Origin of the sequence: Streptomyces venezuelae ATCC 10712, from assembly GCF_008639165.1 — a bacterium.
Lineage (GTDB): Bacteria > Actinomycetota > Actinomycetes > Streptomycetales > Streptomycetaceae > Streptomyces > Streptomyces venezuelae.
The window spans coordinates 362,310-383,079 of the sequence record NZ_CP029197.1 but is presented as its reverse complement, the minus strand read 5'-3'; the positions used below and the strand labels follow the sequence as shown (position 1 = coordinate 383,079).

Below are 20,770 nucleotides of genomic sequence, written 5' to 3'. Positions count from 1 at the left end.
CCGCTTGCAGAACCGTCACTGCAACGAGGGCGTCACAGGAGCCCCAACGCGGAACCGGGCCATCGGTGACGCGGCCGCACACCGGACCACCCTCCGTGGCGAACGCCCAAACGCATGCCCGGTCTCACTTCAGATGGCGGCTGAAGAACCGGCCCGCGGCGTCCGCGGCGAACTCCGGGACGCCGGTGTGCCCGCCCATGTTGGCATGCAGGGCCTTCTCCGCCGACCCGAAGGCGTCGAACAGGTCCAGGGCCGCCTGCCGGTCGTTGCCCTCGTCGTCCCACTGCAGCAGGACGTGCAGCGGGATGGTGACCCGCCGTGCCTCCTCGAACATGGCGCGGGGTACGAAGCTCCCGGCGAAGAGTCCGGCGGCCATGATGCGCGGCTCGACCGCCGCGAGCCGGACGCCGATGGAGATCACGCCGCCGGAGTAGCCGACCGGGCCGCCGATCTCGGGCAGGGCGAGGACGGCGTCCAGGGCGGCCTGCCATTCCGGGACGGCCCTCTCGACCAGCGGGAGGATCAGGGCGTCGATGATCTCGTCGGTGACCGGCTCGCCGGCCGCCAGCGCCCGGCGCAGTTCGGCGCGGGCCCGGTCGGCGGCGGGCCAGCGGGGCCGGTCGCCGCTTCCGGGGAGTTCGATGGTGGCCGTGGCGATGCCCTCCGCCGCCGAGTGCCGGGCCCGGGCCACCAGCCGCGGGTACATCCTGCCCAGCCCGAGGGGAGGGTGGCCGAGGAGGATCAGCGGAACCGGGGCGGACGCGGACGCGGCCGCCGGGGTCCACAGGATGCCGGGGATCTCCCCGAGGGTGAAGGTGCGTTCGAGTACGCCGTCGTCGAGGCGCTGCTCGGAGGTGACGTGCATGGTCGTGCCTTTCGGGAGTGCGCTGGATCGGCGCTCCCGGGCGACCTGCCTACCGCCCGACCGTGACCCCGGAGGGGAGCACCCATGTCGAAACTGCGTTCACGGGTACCACCTCCTCGTTCTCTCGCACGGCCTCCGGAGAACCTAGCAGCCGCTGTCCCTCGCCCGTCAAACGGTTTTCGCCGTGGCTCCACGGCCGGTTCGTCCTACGGGGCGGGGGCGGGGGCGGGCGCGGCGGCGGTGGCGGGCCGGCGGGCCGACGCGAGGAACTCGTCGAGCATCGCCGTCTGGACCTCCTCGGGGAAGCGGGCGGGGTCGAAGAGGGCCTGGACGACGAGGCCGTGCGTGAACGCGACGGCGGAGGCGGCGAGCCGTTCCAGGTCGGCGAGGGCCGGGAGTTCGCCCAGGTCGCGGGCGGCCTCCAGGTGGGGGAGGAGGGACGCGCGCAGCCGGGTGTAGCGCTCGGCCTGTGCCGCGGCGAGGTCGTCGTCGGCGAGGGACAGGTCCCAGGAGCCGACCCAGACGCGGTTGCGGGCGGTGTCGCCCGGGGTCAGCGGCAGGATGTCCAGGAGCATGACGCGCACGGTGGCGAGGCCCTCGGTGGGCCGCGCGCGGCGGGGACGTTCCGCGGTGCGCTTCTCCAGCAGGTCCAGGGCGTGCGTGAGCAGGGCCCGCTTGGTCGGGAAGTAGTGCATGAGCATTCCGGTCGAGACGCCCATCGCGGTCGCGACGGCGCGCAGGGTCAGACCGCCGAACCCCTTGTCGGCGAGCACCTGCCACACCGTCTCGGATACGTCCTCACGGCGGGCGGCGCGGTCTCCACGTGCGGGGGGCATGCTGCTAGCTTACGTACCGAACGCTTGTTACGTACCGAGGGAGCGCCGTCCACATGTTCACCCTGCCGATCGGCGACCGTGCCCGGCTCCGCCCCCTGGAGCCCTGGCAGGCGCCGGAGTTCCTCGCCCACATCGACCGCGCGCGGGACACCGTCGACCCGTGGATCCCCTGGGCGACCTTCAGTACCGACCTGCCCTCCGCCACCGCCACCCTCCAGCGTTACGCCGACCGCCGGGCCGCCGACAACGGCGGGATCTTCGGGATCTGGCTGGACGACACCCTGGTCGGCGGCGTCATGTTCCCCCGGTTCGACAGCGCCACCGGGGTGTGCGAGATCGGCTGCTGGCTGGAGCGGGCGGGGGAGGGGCACGGCCTGGTGAACCGGGCCTCCCGGGTGCTCATCGACTGGGCCTTCACGGAGCGGGGCATGAGCCGGGTCGAATGGTGGGCCTCGGCGGGCAACTCCCGCAGCGTCGCGGCCGCCCGCCGGCTCGGCATGACCCGCGACGGCGTGCTGCGGCGGCACACCCCGTACCGGGGGGTGCGGCACGACATCGAGGTCTGGTCGGTCCTCGCGGAGGAGTGGCCCACCGCCGGGGAGGCCCCCGGCTCCGGCGTCCAGGCCGAACTCGACCGGCTGATGGGCGTGTTCGTCGGCGCCTTCACCAACACCGGCGGGACCCGGCCCGACCTCGGCGTCATCCGCGAGGTCTTCGTCCCGCAGGGGCGGATCATCGCGAACGTCGGAGCCGAACCCGTCGTCTACGATCTCGACGCCTTCATCGAACCCCGTCAGCGGATGCTCACGGACGGGACGCTGACGGAGTTCTCCGAACACGAGGTCAGCGCCCGTACCGAGATCTTCGGATCGATCGCCCACCGGTTCAGCGCGTACCGCAAGTCCGGCTACCTCAACGGCGAGTGGTTCGAGGGCTCCGGCCACAAGACCACGCAGTTCCTGCTGACCCCGGCGGGCTGGAGGATGTCCTCGCTGGCCTGGGACGACGCTCCCGCCACGGTCCCCGCCCCGGGTCCCGCGACCGCCCCCGCCGCCGTGGCCGAGTGACGGCGCCGCCTTCCCCGTTCGTGAAGAACCGCCGAACGCCAGGTGTCTCCTCCGTCACTACCCTGTACGGGAGTTGACTCCGTGTCCCACGGGGGCGAGCGTTCGGTGCGGGGCGAACGTCGGCCCCGGCGACGGTGGGACGGACGGGGGAGTCGGTCATGCTCGCACGAGCGCTGCGCGTACCCGCGCTGCGGAAACGGTTGCTCTTCACGGTGCTGGCCGTCGTCCTGTTCCGGCTGGGGCAGAACCTGCCCCTGCCGGGCCTCCGAGCCGACGCCCTCGAGGCCCCCGGCGTCGACGCCGGCGGTGGCGGGGAGGCGGCCGGGGGAGACCCGCGGCTGTACGGCCTGGTCGAGCTGCTCACCGGCGACGGGCTCGGGGAGCTCTCGGTGCTCACCTTCGGAATCCTGCCCGCCCTCGCGGCCCGGCTCGTCGCCGACCTCGCGGGCCCGCTGATCCCGCGCGTCCGGCTGCTGGCGGCGTCCGGCCAGGACGGCGCCGCCGTCCTCGCGCGCCGGACCCGATGGCTCGCCGTCCTCCTGGCCGCCGTCCTCGGCGTGGTCGTGACGACCGGGGTGTACGGCGACGGCTGCGTCCCGCTCACCGGCCTCTGCGCCCCGGGGGAGTCCGGCCTCGTCCAGGAGCGCGCGGACGGCCCGCTCGGGGCTGTGACCCTGGTGGCCTGCATGACGGCCGGCGCGGCGGTCGTCCTCTGGCTGAGCGGGCTCATCACGGCCCGTGGGATCGGCGAGGGACTCTCCGTCCTCCTCGTCGCCCAGCTCGCCGCGGTCGTCCCCGGCCAGGTGGCGGACGCGGCCCGGGAGACCGGTGGCGCCCGCGCCGCGCTCGTCGTCCTCGCGGTCGTCCTCGCCCTCGTCGTCATGGCGGTTCTCGCCGTCCTCGTCGGGCAGGCGGAGCGGCGCATCCCGCTCCAGCGCACCAAGCGGATGATCGGCCGCCATCCCCTCGGCCCCGCGCCGACCTACGTTCCGGTCAGGGGCGGACAGGGCGGCTTCGGCATGATGATCCCGGCGTCCCTGCTGCTGCTCGTGCCCGCCCCGGCCGGGCCGTGGCTGCTGCCCGGGTACGTCCTGCTCGTCCTCGGGCACGCCTGGCTCCGGGCGGGCACCGAACCGGACACCGTCGAGGTCGCCGAGCGCCTCAAGCGGTCCGGCATGTTCGTCCCGGGAATCCCCATGGGCCGGCCGACCGCCCAGTACCTCGCGTACGTCCGGTCGAGGATCGGCCTGGCCGCCGCCCTCTGCATGACGGTCGTCGCCCTGCTCCCGGTGGCCGCCCTCCTGGTCCTCGACGGTCCCGCCGAGCGGTTCGCCCTCAGCGCCACGACGCTGCTGATCGTCGCCGGCGCCGCCGTCGGCACCGCGCTGCCGGCGACGCGGCAACTGGGGTCCTTCGCCGCGCAGCACGCCTACGGACCCATCCTGCGCTGACCCGGCCCGCCGCCGCGCCCGCGGTCACCAGCCGCGGGCGGCCTCGACGAGGAGATCCCGGACGCGGGTGACGCCGGGGTGGGCCGGACGACCTGGGCGCTGGGTGAGGTAGGCGGTGTTGATGGGCGGGTCGTCCGGCCGGTGGAGGGCGACGAGGGCGCCGGAGGCCAGCTCGGCCTCGCACAGGTAGCGCGGCAGCACGGTGAAGCCCGCGCCGGCGGTGACGGCGGCCAGCACACCGCGCAGATCGGGCACGGTGACCGCGGCGGGACGGGACAGCCGGGAGCCGAAGACGTGGCGCCAGTAGCGGCGGGCTATCGGCAGGTCCTCGGCGTAGCTGACCAGGGGGACGGCGTGCAGCGCCGCCGGCCCCTCCTCGGCCAGCGGCCCCGCGAGGCGGTCGGCCCAGCCGGGCGCCGCGACGAGGACGAACTCCTCGTCCATCAGCGGCACGGACGTCAGGGCCCGCCCGCGCGGCCGGTACGTGGCGATCACCAAGTCGTGGCGGCCCGCGCGGAGTTCGTCGAGGAGCGCTTCGGTGAGGCCGGGTGTGATGCGGAGCCGTACCCCTTCGGCCGCCAGTGGGGCCAGGGCGGGCAGCACCCGGGTGCAGAGCAGTTCGGCAGGACCCGCGAGGTGCACGGGGGCGGCCCGCTCGTGCGGCGCGGTCTCGTGGCCCGTCGCGGCGGCGAGGGCGTCGAGCGGACCGGCGACCCCCGCCGCGAGGTCGTGGGCGACCGGGGTCGGGGCGGCGCCGCGCGGCAGGCGCTCGAAGAGCTCCCGTCCCGTCTGCCGCTCCAGGGCGCGGATCTGGGTGGTCACCGTCGGCTGGGAGAGGCCCAGGAGCCCGGCCGCGGCGGTGAAGGAGCCGGAGCGGTAGACCGCGAGGAAGGTACGCAGCAGATTCAGGTCCGCGACGGGCGCCGCCCGGGGCCGCGCACCCTCGTCCGTCCCATCAGAATCCGTATGCCTCACGGGGGAAGCCTACCCATGTCCCTATGGGGGCGACCGGAGGGAGCTCCTCGGACGGCTGAACGGCAGGACGCCCCCGCGCCCTTTCGGCGTACGGGGGCGTCCGGTCGGTCGCGTCAGCGCAGGGTCTCCAGGAGCCGCTCCGCGAGCGGGGCGGACGAGGCCGGGTTCTGGCCGGTGATGAGGTTGCGGTCGACGACCACCTTCGGCGCCCACGGCTCGCCGACCTGGACGTCGACGCCGGCCTCGACCAGCCGGCTCTCCAGGAGCCACTTCGCCTTGTCGGCGAAACCGGACTGCGTCTCCTCGTCGTTGGTGAAGGCGGCGACCCGGTAGCCGGCGAAGGCGTTGCTGCCGTCGGCCTTCGTGGCGGCGAGCAGCGCGGCCGGACCGTGGCAGACGACGGCGAGCGGCTTGCCGGAGTTCAGCGCCTCGATCAGGAGCGCGCCGGAGGTGGCGTCCACGGACAGGTCCTCCATGGGGCCGTGGCCGCCCGGGTAGAAGACGGCCGCGTAGTCGGCCAGGTCCACGTCCTCCAGACGGAGCGGGTGCTTGAGTTCGGTCATCGAGTCCAGCGTGGCGGCGACCTTGTCGGCACCCTCCTGTCCGCCGTTGAACTCCGGGGCCAGGCTGCTCTTGTCGACGGTGGGGACGACGCCCCCGGGGGTCGCGACGACGACCTCGTACCCGGCGGCCGTCAGCGCCTCGTACGGGGCGGCGGCCTCCTCGGCCCAGAAGCCGGTGGGGTGCTTCGTACCGTCGGCGAGGGTCCAGAAGTCGGCGCCGGTCAGCACGAAAAGGATCTTGGGCATGAGGGTTCTCCCGGATGGTGGGGGCCAGGGTCCGGCCCGGGGCGGTGATCGCCGACCCGGCACCCGGCACCCGGTCTCGGGGACCGCCGGGGTGGCGATGTCCTCGAACGTAGCCCCGTCCCGGAAGGCTTTCCAATGCGGAAACCCATGGCTGCCATCGGAAGTCCGATGGCTCCCGGGGAATAGTCTCAAGGCCCTGGCCTGCGGAAAGACACGGCGGCCCGGCGGCTCGCCGGACCTCCCGCCACTGGCGCGGTGGCTCCCGCCGTACCCCGCGAGGTACGCCGACCGGGTGCACCCCGCACCCCACCCCGGCCAGCAGCCGTACCGGTGTCAGCGGGGTGTATGGATGGGGCGCGTCCCCGTCAGGGGAGCGTTAGGAGGGCCCCGGGAGCGGTGGTCGCCGGGCATAGCGTCGAGGACACCCCCGGTGCGACCGTGCCGGGGACCGTGCCTCGTTCCTCGGGAGGAACCCATGGCAGACGCCCTGTACGGAGACGACGCGGAACCTGGGGAACCGTTCCCGGCCGGACGGCTCTACGTACCCGTCCGGCCGGGAACCCGCGGCTGCGTGACCCGTCTGTTCCGCACGCCGGTCGGCGACAGGACCGCCGTCGCGTTCACCGACCCGGCGCGGCTGAGGGCCGTACTCGGGGCGGACCAGCCCTGGATCCGGCTGTCGGAGCCCGCGCTGCGGGCCCTCATGAACCCGCTTGACGTCCGGGAGCTGAGGATCGACCCGGTCCTGACGGCACCGGCACCGGCACCGGCTCTTGCGGCGGCCGTCCCGGCGTCGGGTCGCACGGCGGAGCCGGCCCGGCCGCAGCCCCGGCCGCTGACGGCTCTCGCGAGCTGAAGGGAGATGAAGAGGTGACCACCGTTCCCCTGTCACCGGCCCGCAAGGCCCCCACGGCGCCGACCGCACCGAGCACCCCTGAGGGATCGGCCGTTCCAGCCGCCCCCGTGCCGCCGCCGACCCCTGCCACCGCGCCCCGCCACGGCGGCGCGCCCACCCCCGGCCACGGCGGCACGCCTGCCCCCGGCGACGCGCTCTCCGTCTGGCCCGCGAGCACCGTGGAAGAGCCGCACGGCCGCCTCCTCGTCGGCGGCGTGCCCCTCGCCGAGATCGCCGAGGGCCACGGCACCCCCGCGTACGTCCTCGACGAGGCCGAGGTGCGCGAGCGCTGCCGCACCTACCGCAACGCCTTCCCCGACGCCGAGATCCACTACGCGGCCAAGGCCTTCCTGTGCCGCGCCCTCGTCCACTGGGTCGAGGAGGAGGGCCTCGGGCTGGACGTCTGCTCCGCGGGAGAGCTGGAGCTGGCCGTCACCACGGGGTTCCCGGCCGAGCGGATCCTGCTCCACGGCAACGCCAAGTCCCCGCAGGACCTGGGCACCGCCCTGCGCCTCGGGGTGGGCAGGATCGTCATCGACACGCCCGCCGAGATCGCGCGGATCGCCGCCGCCGTCGGCAGCGGCGGCCATCAGAAGGTCATGGTCCGGGTGACGCCGGGCATCAGCGCGGGCGGCCACCGGAAGATCCGTACCGGCTCCGACGACCAGAAGTTCGGCCTCTCGCTCCGCGACGGCCACGCCCAGCACGCCATCGCCCGCGTCCTGGACCAGCCGCAGCTCGAACTCACCGGAATCCACTGCCACCTGGGCTCGCAGATCACCGACGTCAAGCCGTACCTCGTGGCCGTACGGCGGCTGGTCGGCCTCATGGCCAGGGTCCGCGACACCCACGGGGTCACCCTGCCGGAGCTCGACCTCGGCGGCGGTCACGGCATCGCCCACCGCCCCGGCGAACCCGCCCTCGACCTCACCACGCTCGCCCGCAAGGTCCGTGCCGAACTGGCCGAGAGCTGCGCGGCGGCCGGGCTCCCCGTGCCGCGCCTCGTCATCGAGCCGGGCCGGGCGGTCACCGGCCCGGCGGGTGTCGCCGTGTACCGCGTCCTCGCGGTCAAGCGGACGCCCGGGCGGACCTTCGTGGCGGTGGACGGAGGCATGAGCGACAACCCCCGGCCCGCGTTGTACGGGGTGCGCTACGCCCCGCGCCTGATCGGGCGTCACTCGTTGGCCGGGCCCGAGCGCGTGACGGTCGTGGGCCGGCACTGCGAGGCCGGGGACATCCTGGCCGAGGACGTGCCGCTGCCCGCCGACACCCACCCGGGCGACCTGCTGGCGGTGCCGGTGGCGGGGGCGTACCACCTGTCGATGGCGTCCTCGTACAACCTCGTGGGCCGTCCCCCGGTGGTCGCGGTCCGCGACGGCCGGGCCCGGCTCCTCGTCCGCAGGGAGACCCTGGAGGACCTCAGGGCGCGGGACGTCGGCCTGTAGACGAATGCGCTCCGGGCCGGTGCCCACGGAGCTACTCGCTGGTACGTTCCCTCACCACCGGCCTTCCGCACGGAGCCGCCGGAGTCAGGGGAGGGGCGGAAACGATGGTGCGAGGGACGGGCGGGGCGCTGCCGGGCGGAGCCACCGAGGCGGAGGGGGCGCCACCCGGCGGGCGTACGGAGACGGACGAGGTGCTGCCCGGCGGGCGTACGGAAGCGGACGAGGTGCTGCCCGGTGGGCCTACCGAGGCGGACGAGGTGCTGCCCGGTGGGCCTACCGAGGCGGACGAGGTGCTGCCCGGTGGGCCTACCGAGGCGGACGGGGTGCTGCCCGGCGGGCTCGCTGAGGCGATACGGGGGACGGCCGAGGACATCGCCTCGGTCCTGCGCACGGCCGCCGGGCCGGACGCGGCCGGGCTGCCCGTACCGCGCTCCACCTGGACCCTCGGCGAGGCCGCCGCCCATCTCGCCCAGGCGAACGCCCTCATGGCCGAGCTCGCCGCCGGCCACGAGCGGCCCCACGGCGACGGCACTCCGGGCAGCCTGGCCGCAGCGAACGAGCTCGCGCTCGCCGGGTTCGGCGAGCGTGAGCCCGGCCCGCTGGCCGAGATGATCACCGCGCAGGCGGCCGCCTTCCTCGCCGCAGTGGAGGACCGCGACCCGGACGCGCCGCTCACGACGCCGCTCGGCGTGATGCGCCCGGCCGTCCTCGGCTCGTACCTGCTGACCCACATGCTCGGCCACGGCTACGACCTGGCCCTCGCCCTCGGCCGCCCCCACATGCTGGACGCGCACCGGGTCGAGCTGACGCTGCCGTTCATGAGGGAGGCGATGCCCCGGGTGACGGACCCCGCCGCCGTCGCCGGACTGACGGCCCGGTTCGCGGTACGGCTCCGCGGTGGCCCGGCCTTCGGCGTCGCCGTCACGGACGGCACGGTCGAGGTCAGCCACGCGCCGCCCGCCCGGCCGGACTGCACCATCCTCACCGAGCCGGTCGCCTTCCTCCTCCTGGGCCTCGGCCGGGCCGACCCATGGCCGGTGATCGCCCGCGGCAAGGCGCTCGGCTGGGGCCGCAAACCCTGGCTCGCCCCTCGTTTCCCCCGGCTCTTCCGCGCCCCCTGACCGCCCCTGCCGCCGCCCCCGTGCGTCGGCGCCCCGGCCGATGGATCCTGGAGGTGGAAAGGGGCCGCGCCTCGGTCGCGCGCGGCCGGCTGTGCGAGGAGGCAGACCATGAGCCGCACCCTGGAGTGGACCGTCGGCGTGGAACTGGTCGAGGAGGACGGGACCACCAAGGCCGAGGCCCGACTCCTCACCGGCAATTCGAACCTCACGGGCCACGGCTCCGCCCGGTGCAACCCGGCGGACGTGGACGTCCCGGCGATCGGTGACGAGCTCGCCGCGAGCCGCGCGATGAAGGACCTGGCAGGAAAGCTGATGCGCGAGGCGAACAGGGAGATGGAGGCGGTGGGCGCGGGGACCGTCCCCCAACACACCGGCCCCGGCTACGGCTGGCCGGAGGCGGTCACCTAGGCCACGACCGGAAAGTCCCACCTGGCCCGCGGCGGACGCGACCTAGCGGCGGACACGGGCTGGCGGCGGACAAGCCCTAGAGGCGGGTCGCGGTGCGGACGAGGGCCGCCACCGCTTGAGACCTGCTGTGCGGCGGCCAGGCGATGACGGTGGTGACGGGCGGCGCGTCCGGCACCGGGACCGTCGCGTGATCGCCGCGCAGGTGAGCACGGAGGGACTCGGGCACGACGGCGCAGGCGCGGCCGAGCGCGATCAGCTGGAACAGCTGGGTGTGGTCGCGCACCCGCGGGCCGGGTCCTTCGGGACAACTCCCGTCCCGTCGCGGCCAGCGGGGCAGCGGCAGGTCCGTCAAGGCGGTGACCTCCGCCATCGACAGATGGGTGCGGCCGGCCGACGGGTGCCCCGCGGGCAGGACCACCATCTGCCGCTCGGTGTGCAGGTCCTCGGTGTCGAGTCCGGCCGTCGTGTCGAAGGGCCGCTGGAGCAGGGCGACGTCGGCCCGCCCGTCGCGCAGCAGACGCTCCTGCTCGCCGGGCCCGCACAGCAGCACCTCGACGGCGACCGCGCCGGGCTCGGCGGCGTAGGCGTCCAGCAGCTTCGACAGCAGTTCGCTGGAGGCCCCGGCCTTCGTGGCCAGCACCACGCCGGGCGGTCCGGCAGCCGCGCGGCGGGTGCGGCGCTCGGCGGCTTCGACCGCGTCGAGCGCGGCCCGGCCCTCCCGCAGGAGAACCGACCCCGCCTCGGTCAGGGAGACGCCGCGAGCGGTGCGGTGCAGCAGGACCACTCCGAGCCGCCGCTCGAGCTGCTGGATCGCCCGCGAGAGCGGTGGTTGTGCCATGGCGAGCCGCTGCGCCGCCCGACCGAAGTTCAACTCCTCGGCGACGGCGACGAAATACCGTAGCTCCCGCGTCTCCACCGCGCCATCGTAACGGCGCTCATCACGACCGATATCCGCGCGGTATCACCGCCCACCCAACCGGTCTTGGACGTCCCGCCCCGGTCCGCAGCACGCTCGACGACATGAGTGCACAGAGGATCGCGCTGGTCACCGGCGCGAACAAGGGAATCGGTTACGAGATCGCGGCGGGCCTGGGCTCCCTCGGCTGGCGAGTCGGTGTGGGCGCGCGGGACAAGCAGCGTCGCGACACGGCGGTGGAGAAGCTGCGCGCGGGCGGGACCGACGCGTTCGGCGTTCCGCTCGACGTGGCGGACGAGACGAGTGCGGTCGCCGCGGCCGAGCTGATCGCCGACCGGGCCGGCGGGCTCGACGTCCTGGTCAACAACGCCGCGATCACCGGCGGGATGCCGCAGACGCCGACCACGGTCGATCCCGCGACCGTCCGGGCCGTGGTGGAGACCAACGTGATCGGGGTCATCCGCGTCACCAACGCGATGCTGCCGCTGCTGCGCGGCTCGGCGTCGGCGCGGATCGTGAACATGGCCAGCAGCGTCGGCTCGCTCGTCCTGCAGACCACGCCCGGCATCGACATGGGCCCGGCCCTGGTCGCGTACTCGGCGTCCAAGACCTTCCTCAACGCCGTCACCGTCCACTACGCCAAGGAACTGGGCGACACCGGCATCCTGGTCAACTCCGGCTGTCCCGGCTACACCGCCACCGACCTCAACGGTTTCCAGGGTGTCCGCACCCCACGCCAGGGCGCGGCGATCGCGATCCACCTCGCGACCCTGCCGGACGACGGACCGACCGGCGGATTCTTCGACGACGGCGGCACCGTGCCCTGGTGACGGGCTCACCGGGCGCGCTTCGGCCGGAGCGCTAGACCGCCCCGCCCTCCGGACCCGGTTCCGACCCCGGTCCCGGTTCCGACCCCGACCCCGACCCCGGCCCCGGTCCCGGTTCCGACCCCAGCCCCGGCCCCGGCGCCGTTTCCTCCCCCTCCTCGTACGTCAGCCGGTCCTCGACCTCCACCACCCCGTCCACCGTCTCGCACAGCCGGACCAGGATGGGGCCGATGCCGGGGCGGTCCAGGGTGCCGCTGAGGGTCACCCGGCCCTCGTCGACGTCGATGTGTACGGCGGAGGGGGAGAGGCGCAGGATGCGGACGACGACGTCCTCGCGGATCTCCTCCTGGATCGAGCGGTCCCGCCGCAGGAACAGCTGGAGCAGATCGCTGCGGCTCAGCACGCCGATCAGCCGTCCGTCCGCGTCCACGACCGGCAGCCGCTTCACTCGGTGCCGCTCCATGAGGCGGGCCGCCTCGACCGCCGTCCAGGAGGGCCGGGCGGTGACGACCGGGCTGGACATCATGGCCTCGGCGGTGCTCGGCCCGTCCTTGGCCGTGTGGCGGCGCAGCAGATCGGCCTCGGAGACCACGCCCACGGGCCGGTGCTCATCGTCGACCACCGGGACGGCGGTGATGCCGTACTCGTCGAGGAGTCGCGCGATCTCCTTGAAAGACGTCCCGGGCTGCACCGCCACCGCGGTCGGCGTCATCAGGTCGGCGACACTGCGGTGCCTCATCGTCCGTTCCGTCCCTTCTGGGTTCCGGAGTCCATGATCTCCTACCGCGCGCCGGTGCGGGACGAGGGGTGGTGCGAGAGGCCCGGGCGGTGACCGGGGCGAGCGTCCGGGACAAGCGTCCGGACAAGGTCTTGCGAGGGTTGTCATGCTCATGGTTACTTCGGGTAAGCCCACTCCACGAGCAGGAAGAAGGAGCCCCGCATGCCCTCTCCCCGCACCTCGCCCACCCGTCCCCGCCGCCTCGCCGCCGCCCTCGCGGTCGCCGTGGCCCTCGTCGCCACCGCGGCCGGCACCGGCTCCGCCGTGCCCGAGGCGCCCGGCGCCCGCGACGCGAGCGCCGGGACCGGGCTCCGCGAGGCGATGTTCGTCGGCAACAACTGGGACGGAACGGCCGACGTCATCGCCTCCCAGGGCGACTTCGAACGCATCGGCCGCCTCAACGTCATCCCCGACAAGGAGGAACGCCTCCGCGAGATCTATCTGAACCCCGTCAAGCTCGCCTTCTTCCTCGGCGTCCGCAGCGGACCGGGGGAGGGGCACGACCAGTTCGTCGACGACATGTACGCGTCCCCCGACGGCTCCTCCATGGTCGTCTCCCGGCCCAGCTTCGCCGACGTCGTCTCGCTCGACCTGCGCACCGGCCGGATCAACTGGCGCTTCCCGGTGGCCGGTTACCGCGCCGACCACATGGCCGTCTCGCCCGACGGCACCCGGGTGGCGGTCTCCGCCTCCACCGCCAACACCGTGCACGTCCTCGACGTCGCCACCGGCCGTGAGCTCGGCTCGTTCAAGACCGGCGACAAGCCCCACGAGAACGTCTTCACCTCCGACGGGCTGCTGTGGAACATGTCCATCGGCGAGGTCACCACCGCCCTCGACGCCCCTTGGCTCGACTGGACCAAGGGCGACCGGCGCATCACTGTCGTCGACGCCACGACCTTCAAGACCGTCCGGGTCATCGACATGCGCGAGCGCCTCGACGCCTTCGGCCGCAAGGACCTCTCCGACGCCGTCCGCCCCGTCGCCTTCACCCCGGACGAGAAGAAGCTCTACTTCCAGGTCTCCTTCTACAACGGCTTCCTGGAGTACGACATCGAGGCCGACCGCATCACCCGGGCGAAGGTCCTGCCGGGCAACCCGAAGACCGACCCCGACCGGACCACCTGGGTCAATGACTCGCGTCACCACGGCCTTTCGATGAGCCCCGACGGCGCCAAGCTCTGCGTCGCGGGGACGATGGACGACTACGCGATGGTCGTCGACCGCGAGTCCCTCCAGGAGGGCCCGCGCGTCGAGGCGTCCAAGCCGTACTGGGCGACCGTGAGCGGCGACGGCCGCTCCTGCGTCATCTCCGAGAGCGGAGCCGACCGGGTCACCGCGATCGACTTCGCCACCGGGCAGCGCGTGGCGTCCGTGGCCGTCGGCGACCACCCGCAGCGCGTCCGCCTCGCTCGCGTCCCCGCCGACTGGACGGGCCCCAGCGGGAGTTGAGGCGAGCGCCCGTCGGCGAGCGACGCCGAAAGACCGACAGCGGGGGCCGGCCGGATCAGACATGTGATCCGGCCGGCCCCCGCCCCTGTGCGCTCAGGCGCGGTGCACCGCGACCTCGTAGAGCGAGTAGCCCCACTGGGTGGCCCGCCGCTCGCCGTGGAACCGTACGTAACGGGCCGACGTCGACGGGAACTCCGCCGTGTCGTACCCGCCGTCACCTGCGTCCGTGCGCCACACCGTCCGCCAGTCCGTGCCGTTCTCGGACACCTCGATCCGGTACTGACGGGCGTACGCCCGCTCCCAGTCCAGGGTGACCCGGCCGATCCGGCGTACGGCCCCGAGGTCCACGCCCAGCCACTGGTCGTCCGACCAGTCGCTGGCCCAGCGCGTCCCGGTGTCGCCGTCGAGCGCCCGGCCCGGTGCGTAGCTGGTGAACGGGTTCCACTCCGAGGAACTCGCCGAACCCGGCGCGCCCGCCGCGAGGTTGACGCCCGGCTCGTGGTTCTCCGTCGCCTTCCACGTGGTCAGGTACGACTCGGCGCCCTTGGCCATCTCGTCCACGATCCCCCGGCCGCCGGTGAGCCGCACCTGCTCGATCCAGTCCGGCACCATGCCGTTGTGCGCGGCGCCGTCCGTGTTGAGGTCCCAGGTGCGCTCGCCGGTCACCTGACGGTCGATCACCGAACCGCCGTCGACGCTGCGGAAGGGGTACGTGACCGAGTTCGGCTTGCCGTTCCCGACCGGGGCGGGCCAGCCGCCGACCCCGTTCATGTCGGTGCCGTAGCCGAGGCCGACCTTGTACTTCGCGCGCAGGTCCGCCTTCTGGCCGGCCTCGCCGACGAAGCCCTCCGCGCCGTTCATGTACTGGGCGACGAAGCCGCCCAGCCGGTAGAGCCGCTCGGTCCAGTCCAGGTCCATCCAGCTGTGGCTGGAGATCACGCCCGGGTACTCCTCGGACTCCAGGATGTCCAGCGCCCGCCCGGCCGCCTTGACGCTCATGTGGTCGAGCTCCAGCATCATCCCGCGGTCGATCATGCCCCGCAGCGCGTGCTCGCCGAGCCTGGTCAGACCCCGGGTGTTGCACTTCGCGTCGGAGGCGTACGAGGGGACGCTCACCCCCGCCGGGAGCTTGGCGGCCATCACCGGCGCGGCCGCGAGGCCGATCGGGTTGTCGTGCTGCGGGCCCGTGCACTTCTCCGTGGCCCAGAAGGTGCCCGTCGACAGGAACTGGCCGATGTTGACCGCCGTCCCGATCGCGCCCGAGTCGAACCGGACACCGCACAGCGCGTTGTCGAACTTGTGGCACAGGAACATGCTGCGCACCCCGAGCCCGTACAGCTCGTCGAGGCCCCGGTCGATGTCCTCCTTGCTGCACTGCGCGACATCGAGGATCTGCTTGCAGCCGAACGGCTCGGAGGTCTCCACGCCGAGGACGACCGCGAGCTTGCCCTGCTCGATCACCGACCGCGCCTGCGCGGCGTCGGTGACGATGCGGAACCAGCCCTTGCCGGGGCCGCCGTACATCCCGTCGACGTAGTCCTGGAGTTCGTACGTCTTACGGGCCTGGAGGCGGATCGAGGTCATCTCGTCGCAGCTCCGGTCCCGGGGCAGGATCGAGCAGATGAGGCCGTTCGTCACCAGGTCGTTGACGAGGACCCGCTGCCCGCCGCGCCAGGCGCGCTCCACCCAGGCGTAGTAGTTCTGCTGGTGGGTCAGGGAGTTGTGGGCGGGCCAGTCCTTGAACGTCGGCCAGCCCACCGGGTCGTGGTGCCCGTCGGCGCCGCCCGTGATGTTCTCGAAGAGCGCGCCCGAACCGTCCGGGTAGTGCTCGGGACAGTCCTTGAGCGCCTCCGCGGCACCGGCCGTGGAGAACGTCTGGCCGCAGATGAGCCGGCCGCCGAACCCTTCGTTGGACATCAGGTGATTGTGCGCGTCGACGAAGCCGCGCACCTTCCCCTGGGCGTCCGTTCCCGTGAACGGCGCTCCGGTGACGTTGATCTGCGAGTCGGCCGCGGGCCGGGAGGTGGGCTCCCACCACGCGCCGCCGGCGGCGGCCGCGGGGACGGGACCGGAGCCGAAGAGCACGGCGGCCAAGGCGAGGAACAGCGCGAGAAGGGCGGATCTGCCGCCGGTTCCGCGCGTCAGGGGACGAGTCATGGTCAGCGATGCCTCCGGTCGGTGGGGTGTCCCGGGCGCCCCGAGGATCGCGGTGTTGGCGGAGTGAGTCAAGGGTCCGGGACAGATGACCTGTTCACCGGGACAGGGTTCACCCATCCCGATCACATGTTTCGCTTCCGGAGCGCTATCCCTCGATCAGCGACACGAGTTGATCGGCCGTCAGATCGAGCAGGTCAGTGGCGGTCTTCTCGTCGGAGAGCACCAGGAACTGCAGCGTCAGGCCGTCGATCGCCGCCGCGAGGTAGCGCGCGACCGTCTCCACCGGCACCCGCGGCTCCAGACCGCGCATCGCCCGGACCTGCTCGACCAGCGCGCCCGCCGACAGCGCGTACTGCTCGTACTGGGCGCGCGCCAGATGCTCGAACCCCGGCTCGCGCAGGGCGTACTGGGTGAGGTCGTACGTCAGCATGTGCTCGCCCGGACGGGCCGTGACATGGTCCCAGTACGACTGGAGCGCGCCCCGCACGGTCTCGCGCAAGGTCGCTCCGGGCTCGACCGCCGACATCACCCGCGCCACGTAGTTGGCGTTGATCGTCTCGATCGCGGCTTCGAGGAGGGCCTGCTTGGACTCGAAGCAGTAGTGGAAGACGCTCAGCGACACACCGGCCTCGGCGCAGATCGACCGCGTGGTGGTCCGGGCGACCCCGTCCCTGGTCATCGCCCTGATCGCGGCCTCGACCAACTGCCTGCGTCGTTCGGCCGACGGCATCCGCCCCATGGTTCCTCCTCGCGTCCGGCGCAAGGGTAACCGCAGCTTCCGCGGGCTCCTACGGAGCGGTCCCCGACCCGGTACCCGCCGCGGCCGCCGGCCCGTGCTCCGGCCACGCGTCGCGCCCGGCCACCAGCAGCACCAGGGCGGCGATGTTCCAGGCGTCGTCCTCGCCCCGGTGATGACGTCCTTCCAGCGGAAGCCCGGCGATCTCCAGGGCCTGCGCCATGCCCGGACGCCTGCGCAGCCCGAACGCCTCCGTGAACACCGCCTTGGCGTTGGTGTGACGGTGCCCGAAGGGGTACGGGGTGCCGGTGGCCCGGCACTGCAGGGCGAACTGCTTGCGATCGTAGTCACCCCAGCTCGCCCAGGGCCGCGCACCGGCCTCGTACGTGGTGGCGAGCAGCCGGCAGGCGGCGGCGAAGTCCAGTCCGGTGTCCACCTCGGCCTGGGTGAGCCCGGTCAGCTCGGTGCAGAACGCACTGACCCGCGACCGGGCCGGCCGCACCAGGATCCGGTGCCGGGAGAGCCTCTCGCCCGCCGCGAGATCGACCACGGTCAGCCCGATCTCGATGATCTCGCTGACCGCACCGGGCGGCCGCTCGCCGTCCCAGCAGGTCGCCTCGACGTCGACGATGTTGACCAGTCCCCCGTGCGTCATGGGGCGAGCCTAGGAGTGCCGGGGGTGATCGGCACCCGATTTACCGCCGCCCGCCGCCCGCCGCCCGCCGCCCGCCGCCCGCCCCCTGGCTCAGTCCCGCTCCAGGTCCAGGACCTCGCGCAGGGCCGCCACCGCGTGGGCGCGGTGTTCGTCGAGCCACCGGACGGTGGCCTCCTCGTCGCCCTGACGGAGCGAGGAGATGACCGCGCGGTGTTCACGGACCGCCTGCTTCCGGTGGGGATCCTCGGCGTAGTACAGCGCGCGGTACGCGTCCGTGGAGTCCCACAGGGTCGTGATCAGCCGGACCAGGCGCGGCATACCCGACGCCTCGATCAGGGTGAAGTGGAAGAGGCGGTTCGCCGCCGCCATCGCCGTCACGTCGCCCTCCTCCGCCGCCCGCTCCACCTCGCGCTGGATGCCTTCGAGCGTCGCCACGATGCCGTCCGGAAGCCTTCGTACCGCCAGCCGTACGGCCTCCGTCTCCAGGAGCTCACGGATCCGGTAGATCTCCTCCAGGTCGGCAAGCGACAACTCGGCGACGAAGTAGCCCCGGTGTATGTGATGGACGACCAGGCCCTCGGCCTCCAGGGCCTTCAGCGCCTCGCGCAGCGGCACGCGGCTCACCTCGAACCGGGCCGCGAGGGCGTCCTGCCGGATCTGCCCGCCCGGCCTCAGCTCCCCGCTGGTGATGGCGCGCCGCAGTTCCTCCAGGACGAACTGCTGGGCGGTCTGCGGCCGCCGCTTCTGCACCGCGCTGCTCATCGCCTGTGACCTTCCGTTCCCTCGTGCCGCCCACCGGCGGATCCCTCCACCGGTGCCGACCATCTTCCTACGCCCACGGAACTACGGAGTCCGTGTGATCGTCCCCGTCGCCGCCCGTCCGAGGGAGGCGAGCAGCTCGTCCGTGTGCTCGCCGAGCCCCGGGGGAGCGGTGCGGTACGCGGCCGGGGTGGCGCCGAACCGGATCGGATGCGCCACCTGACCGGGACCCGCCGCCGACTCGGGGACCCGTGGCGCGAGCCCCAGCCGGTCCGCGAGGCCGAACGCCGCGGCGAGGTCGTTGATCGGCCCGCACGGCACCCCGGCCGCCGTGAGCTCCTCGAACCAGCCGTCGGCGGTACGGGCGGCCAGCGGCCCGGCGAGGGCCGCCCGCAGCTCCTCCCGGTGGGCGACCCGGGCCGTGTTGGTCGCGAAGCGGGCGTCCCCGGCGAGGCCGGGCAGCCCGAGCCGCTCGCAGAGCGCCCGGAACTGCCGGTCGTTGCCCACGGCGAGGACCATCGGCCGGTCGGCGGCCTCGAACACCTCGTACGGCGCGATGCTCGGGTGCCGGTTGCCCATGGCGCGCGGTACGACCCCCGCCCCGAGGTGGGCGGCCGCCTGGTTGGTGAGGGCCGAGAGCAGCGAGGAGAGCAGCGACACCTCGACCCGCTGGCCCTCGCCCGTGCGCTCCCGGTGCCGCAGGGCGGCGAGGACGCCGAGGCCCGCGTGGAGCCCGGTGATGACGTCGACCAGGGCCACCCCGGCCTTCGTGCCCTCACCGTCCGGTTCACCCGTCACGCTCATGAGGCCGCCCATGGCCTGGACGAGCAGGTCGTAGCCGGGCAGCCGGGCGCCCTCGCCGGTGCCGAAGCCGGTCACCGAGCAGTAGACGAGCCCGGGGTTGCCGGCCCGCACGTCCTCGTACCCGAGGCCGAGCTTCTCCATCGTGCCGGGGCGGAAGTTCTCCACCAGGACGTCCGCCCGGTCCACGATCGCGCGTGCCGCCGCCAGGTCACCGGGGTCCGTGAGGTCGAGCGTGACGGACCGCTTGTTCCGGTTCACCCCGAGGAAGTACGTGGCCTCGCCGCCCGCGAACGGCGGCCCCCACGCGCGCGTGTCGTCACCGGACCCGGGCCGCTCGATCTTGATCACGTCCGCGCCCAGGTCGGCGAGGAGCATCGTCATGTACGGCCCCGCCAGGACCCGGCCGAAGTCGGCGACGACGATCCCGGACAGGGCACCCGCCGGTGGGGTGTCCGGTTGGTCTGTGCGCATGCGGTTCTCCCTCACGCCGATCGGATCCCGTCGGACCGTACGGCGGGGATATCGGATTTTCAATACTGGATCCAATATCCGATCTACCGCTACGCTTCGGCTCGCCGAGTCGCCACAGCCGCCAGGAGGCCGTCCGTGAAGTCGCAGTCGTCGCAGTCCAGCACCTCTCCTGTCCACCCCTTCGACCTGCTCGCCGTCGACGGACTGCTGACCGACGAGGAGCGCGAGATCCGCGGCACCGTGCGTGCCCTCGCCGACCGCGAACTGCGCCCGCACGTCGCCGGCTGGTTCGAGAAGGGCGAGATCCCCGCCCGCGAACTCGCCCGCACCCTCGGCCGCGTCGGCGTGCTCGGCATGCACCTGGAGGGCTACGGCTGCGCGGGCACCAACGCCGTCGCGTACGGCCTGGCCTGCCTGGAGCTGGAGGCCGTCGACTCCGGGCTGCGTTCGCTCGTCTCCGTGCAGGGCTCGCTCGCCATGTACGCGATCTGGAAGTACGGCTCCGAGGAGCAGAAGCAGCGCTGGCTGCCCAAGATGGCGGCGGGGGAGTACATCGGCTGCTTCGGCCTCACCGAGCCCGACGCGGGTTCGGACCCGGGCGCCATGCGGACCAACGCCAAGCGTGACGGCTCCGACTGGATCCTCAACGGCACCAAGATGTGGATCACCAACGGCTCCGTGGCCGACGTCGCCGTCGTCTGGGCCCGTACCGAGGACGGCGTACGCGGCTTCCTCGTCCCGGCCGGCACCCCCGGGTTCAGCGCCCCGGAGATCAAGATGAAGCTGTCGCTGCGGGCGAGCGTCACCAGCGAACTGGTGCTGGAGGACGTGCGCCTCCCGGCCGACGCGATGCTGCCGGAGGCCCGGGGCCTCTCCGGCCCCCTCGGCTGCCTCAACGAAGCCCGGTTCGGCATCGTCTTCGGCGCGCTCGGCGCCGCCCGCGACTGCCTGGAGACGGCCGTCTCCTACGCCCGCGACCGCACCGTCTTCGCCCGCTCCCTCGCCTCGTACCAGCTGACGCAGCAGAAGCTCGCGGACATGGCCGTCGAACTCGGCAAGGGCATGCTGCTCGCCCTCCACCTGGGCCGGCTCAAGGACGCCGGCGCGCTCACCGCGGAGCAGATCAGCGTGGGCAAGCTCAACAACGTCCGCGAGGCCATCGCGATCGCCCGCGAGTGCCGCACGATCCTCGGCGCCAACGGCATCACCCTGGAGTACCCGGTGCTGCGCCACGCCAACAACCTGGAGTCGGTCCTCACCTACGAGGGCACGAGCGAAGTCCACTCCCTGGTCATCGGCAAGGCGCTCACCGGCGAACAGGCCTTCCGCTGAGCCGCACCGGA

Annotated in this window: 20 protein-coding genes; 9 read left to right on the top strand and 11 right to left on the bottom strand. The window is 73.2% G+C overall.

What is annotated here, in order from left to right; translation table 11 throughout:
* Positions 1-124: 124 nt before the first annotated feature.
* Together DEJ43_RS01705 and DEJ43_RS01700 are read right to left on the bottom strand one after the other, a co-directional pair.
* Positions 125-865 carry a dienelactone hydrolase family protein gene (locus tag DEJ43_RS01705; protein WP_015031563.1) on the bottom strand — a complete coding sequence of 247 codons (741 nt, stop codon included), beginning with the start codon at positions 863-865 and terminating at the stop codon, positions 125-127.
* A 206-nt stretch (positions 866-1,071) separates the two neighbouring features.
* Positions 1,072-1,701, bottom strand: coding sequence for a TetR/AcrR family transcriptional regulator (locus DEJ43_RS01700; protein ID WP_015031562.1), 630 nt, complete (start codon positions 1,699-1,701; stop codon positions 1,072-1,074).
* A 53-nt stretch (positions 1,702-1,754) separates the two neighbouring features.
* Here DEJ43_RS01700 and DEJ43_RS01695 point away from each other — a divergent pair, with 53 nt between their 5' ends.
* Together DEJ43_RS01695 and DEJ43_RS01690 are read left to right on the top strand one after the other, a co-directional pair.
* A complete protein-coding gene (locus DEJ43_RS01695; RefSeq protein ID WP_015031561.1) occupies positions 1,755-2,768 on the top strand; it encodes a GNAT family N-acetyltransferase in 1,014 nt (337 codons plus the stop codon).
* A gap of 158 nt (positions 2,769-2,926) precedes the next feature.
* Positions 2,927-4,219 carry a preprotein translocase subunit SecY gene (locus DEJ43_RS01690; RefSeq protein WP_015031560.1) on the top strand — a complete coding sequence of 431 codons (1,293 nt, stop codon included), beginning with the start codon at positions 2,927-2,929 and terminating at the stop codon, positions 4,217-4,219.
* Between the two features lie 24 nt (positions 4,220-4,243).
* On the opposite strand, the gene DEJ43_RS01685 is transcribed toward DEJ43_RS01690, so the two are convergent.
* Both DEJ43_RS01685 and DEJ43_RS01680 read right to left on the bottom strand, forming a co-directional pair.
* Positions 4,244-5,194: a LysR family transcriptional regulator gene (locus tag DEJ43_RS01685; RefSeq protein ID WP_015031559.1), complete on the bottom strand. Its 951-nt coding sequence runs from the start codon at positions 5,192-5,194 to the stop codon at positions 4,244-4,246.
* 113 nt (positions 5,195-5,307) lie between these two features.
* Entirely contained in the window at positions 5,308-6,003 is a 696-nt protein-coding gene (locus DEJ43_RS01680) for a type 1 glutamine amidotransferase domain-containing protein (protein ID WP_015031558.1), read from the bottom strand.
* Positions 6,004-6,478: 475 nt separating this feature from the next.
* Between DEJ43_RS01680 and DEJ43_RS01675 the strand changes: the two genes are divergently transcribed.
* The 4 genes from DEJ43_RS01675 (at position 6,479) to DEJ43_RS01660 (ending at position 9,872) form a co-directional block, all read left to right on the top strand.
* Positions 6,479-6,859 (top strand): SAV_915 family protein, encoded by a 381-nt coding sequence (locus DEJ43_RS01675; protein WP_041661958.1) that lies wholly within the window; start codon positions 6,479-6,481, stop codon positions 6,857-6,859.
* Positions 6,860-6,873: 14 nt separating this feature from the next.
* Complete coding sequence (lysA, locus tag DEJ43_RS01670) at positions 6,874-8,343, top strand: diaminopimelate decarboxylase (RefSeq protein ID WP_015031556.1); 1,470 nt, start codon at positions 6,874-6,876, stop codon at positions 8,341-8,343.
* A gap of 104 nt (positions 8,344-8,447) precedes the next feature.
* The gene (locus DEJ43_RS01665) at positions 8,448-9,464 is read left to right on the top strand and encodes a maleylpyruvate isomerase family mycothiol-dependent enzyme (RefSeq protein WP_015031555.1); all 1,017 of its coding nucleotides are present in this window, start codon (positions 8,448-8,450) and stop codon (positions 9,462-9,464) included.
* A 108-nt stretch (positions 9,465-9,572) separates the two neighbouring features.
* A complete protein-coding gene (locus DEJ43_RS01660) occupies positions 9,573-9,872 on the top strand; it encodes a DUF1876 domain-containing protein (RefSeq protein ID WP_015031554.1) in 300 nt (99 codons plus the stop codon).
* A 76-nt stretch (positions 9,873-9,948) separates the two neighbouring features.
* Here the strand turns inward: DEJ43_RS01660 and DEJ43_RS01655 are convergent, their stop codons facing one another.
* Complete coding sequence (locus tag DEJ43_RS01655; protein ID WP_015031553.1) at positions 9,949-10,788, bottom strand: LysR family transcriptional regulator; 840 nt, start codon at positions 10,786-10,788, stop codon at positions 9,949-9,951.
* A gap of 104 nt (positions 10,789-10,892) precedes the next feature.
* Here DEJ43_RS01655 and DEJ43_RS01650 point away from each other — a divergent pair, with 104 nt between their 5' ends.
* A complete protein-coding gene (locus tag DEJ43_RS01650; protein WP_015031552.1) occupies positions 10,893-11,618 on the top strand; it encodes an SDR family NAD(P)-dependent oxidoreductase in 726 nt (241 codons plus the stop codon).
* A 31-nt stretch (positions 11,619-11,649) separates the two neighbouring features.
* On the opposite strand, the gene DEJ43_RS01645 is transcribed toward DEJ43_RS01650, so the two are convergent.
* Complete coding sequence (locus DEJ43_RS01645; RefSeq protein WP_015031551.1) at positions 11,650-12,354, bottom strand: CBS domain-containing protein; 705 nt, start codon at positions 12,352-12,354, stop codon at positions 11,650-11,652.
* 201 nt (positions 12,355-12,555) lie between these two features.
* On the opposite strand from DEJ43_RS01645, the gene DEJ43_RS01640 reads away from it, so the two are divergent.
* Positions 12,556-13,845, top strand: a complete 1,290-nt coding sequence (locus DEJ43_RS01640) for an outer membrane protein assembly factor BamB family protein (RefSeq protein ID WP_015031550.1) — start codon at positions 12,556-12,558, stop codon at positions 13,843-13,845.
* A gap of 93 nt (positions 13,846-13,938) precedes the next feature.
* On the opposite strand, the gene DEJ43_RS01635 is transcribed toward DEJ43_RS01640, so the two are convergent.
* From DEJ43_RS01635 to DEJ43_RS01615, 5 genes are all read right to left on the bottom strand, one after another.
* Positions 13,939-16,002 carry a discoidin domain-containing protein gene (locus DEJ43_RS01635; RefSeq protein ID WP_071891084.1) on the bottom strand — a complete coding sequence of 688 codons (2,064 nt, stop codon included), beginning with the start codon at positions 16,000-16,002 and terminating at the stop codon, positions 13,939-13,941.
* A gap of 145 nt (positions 16,003-16,147) precedes the next feature.
* Positions 16,148-16,741 carry a TetR/AcrR family transcriptional regulator gene (locus DEJ43_RS01630; RefSeq protein ID WP_015031548.1) on the bottom strand — a complete coding sequence of 198 codons (594 nt, stop codon included), beginning with the start codon at positions 16,739-16,741 and terminating at the stop codon, positions 16,148-16,150.
* Positions 16,742-16,790: 49 nt separating this feature from the next.
* Entirely contained in the window at positions 16,791-17,393 is a 603-nt protein-coding gene (locus tag DEJ43_RS01625; protein WP_015031547.1) for a 3'-5' exonuclease, read from the bottom strand.
* A 90-nt stretch (positions 17,394-17,483) separates the two neighbouring features.
* Positions 17,484-18,155, bottom strand: a complete 672-nt coding sequence (locus DEJ43_RS01620; RefSeq protein ID WP_015031546.1) for a GntR family transcriptional regulator — start codon at positions 18,153-18,155, stop codon at positions 17,484-17,486.
* Between the two features lie 81 nt (positions 18,156-18,236).
* Positions 18,237-19,427, bottom strand: a complete 1,191-nt coding sequence (locus DEJ43_RS01615; protein WP_015031545.1) for a CaiB/BaiF CoA transferase family protein — start codon at positions 19,425-19,427, stop codon at positions 18,237-18,239.
* A gap of 135 nt (positions 19,428-19,562) precedes the next feature.
* Between DEJ43_RS01615 and DEJ43_RS01610 the strand changes: the two genes are divergently transcribed.
* Positions 19,563-20,759: an acyl-CoA dehydrogenase family protein gene (locus DEJ43_RS01610; protein ID WP_015031544.1), complete on the top strand. Its 1,197-nt coding sequence runs from the start codon at positions 19,563-19,565 to the stop codon at positions 20,757-20,759.
* Positions 20,760-20,770 lie beyond the last annotated feature (11 nt).

What these genes read in the sequence shown, in the direction of transcription:
- DEJ43_RS01705 (WP_015031563.1), bottom strand. Translation starts at nt 865, where the DNA reads ATGCACGTCACCTCCGAGCAGCGCCTCGACGACGGCGTACTCGAACGC.
- DEJ43_RS01700 (WP_015031562.1), bottom strand. Translation starts at nt 1,701, where the DNA reads ATGCCCCCCGCACGTGGAGACCGCGCCGCCCGCCGTGAGGACGTATCC.
- DEJ43_RS01695 (WP_015031561.1), top strand. Translation starts at nt 1,755, where the DNA reads ATGTTCACCCTGCCGATCGGCGACCGTGCCCGGCTCCGCCCCCTGGAG.
- DEJ43_RS01690 (WP_015031560.1), top strand. Translation starts at nt 2,927, where the DNA reads ATGCTCGCACGAGCGCTGCGCGTACCCGCGCTGCGGAAACGGTTGCTC.
- DEJ43_RS01680 (WP_015031558.1), bottom strand. Translation starts at nt 6,003, where the DNA reads ATGCCCAAGATCCTTTTCGTGCTGACCGGCGCCGACTTCTGGACCCTC.
- DEJ43_RS01675 (WP_041661958.1), top strand. Translation starts at nt 6,479, where the DNA reads ATGGCAGACGCCCTGTACGGAGACGACGCGGAACCTGGGGAACCGTTC.
- DEJ43_RS01665 (WP_015031555.1), top strand. Translation starts at nt 8,448, where the DNA reads ATGGTGCGAGGGACGGGCGGGGCGCTGCCGGGCGGAGCCACCGAGGCG.
- DEJ43_RS01660 (WP_015031554.1), top strand. Translation starts at nt 9,573, where the DNA reads ATGAGCCGCACCCTGGAGTGGACCGTCGGCGTGGAACTGGTCGAGGAG.
- DEJ43_RS01650 (WP_015031552.1), top strand. Translation starts at nt 10,893, where the DNA reads ATGAGTGCACAGAGGATCGCGCTGGTCACCGGCGCGAACAAGGGAATC.
- DEJ43_RS01645 (WP_015031551.1), bottom strand. Translation starts at nt 12,354, where the DNA reads ATGAGGCACCGCAGTGTCGCCGACCTGATGACGCCGACCGCGGTGGCG.
- DEJ43_RS01640 (WP_015031550.1), top strand. Translation starts at nt 12,556, where the DNA reads ATGCCCTCTCCCCGCACCTCGCCCACCCGTCCCCGCCGCCTCGCCGCC.
- DEJ43_RS01635 (WP_071891084.1), bottom strand. Translation starts at nt 16,002, where the DNA reads ATGACTCGTCCCCTGACGCGCGGAACCGGCGGCAGATCCGCCCTTCTC.
- DEJ43_RS01630 (WP_015031548.1), bottom strand. Translation starts at nt 16,741, where the DNA reads ATGGGGCGGATGCCGTCGGCCGAACGACGCAGGCAGTTGGTCGAGGCC.
- DEJ43_RS01625 (WP_015031547.1), bottom strand. Translation starts at nt 17,393, where the DNA reads ATGACGCACGGGGGACTGGTCAACATCGTCGACGTCGAGGCGACCTGC.
- DEJ43_RS01620 (WP_015031546.1), bottom strand. Translation starts at nt 18,155, where the DNA reads ATGAGCAGCGCGGTGCAGAAGCGGCGGCCGCAGACCGCCCAGCAGTTC.
- DEJ43_RS01615 (WP_015031545.1), bottom strand. Translation starts at nt 19,427, where the DNA reads ATGCGCACAGACCAACCGGACACCCCACCGGCGGGTGCCCTGTCCGGG.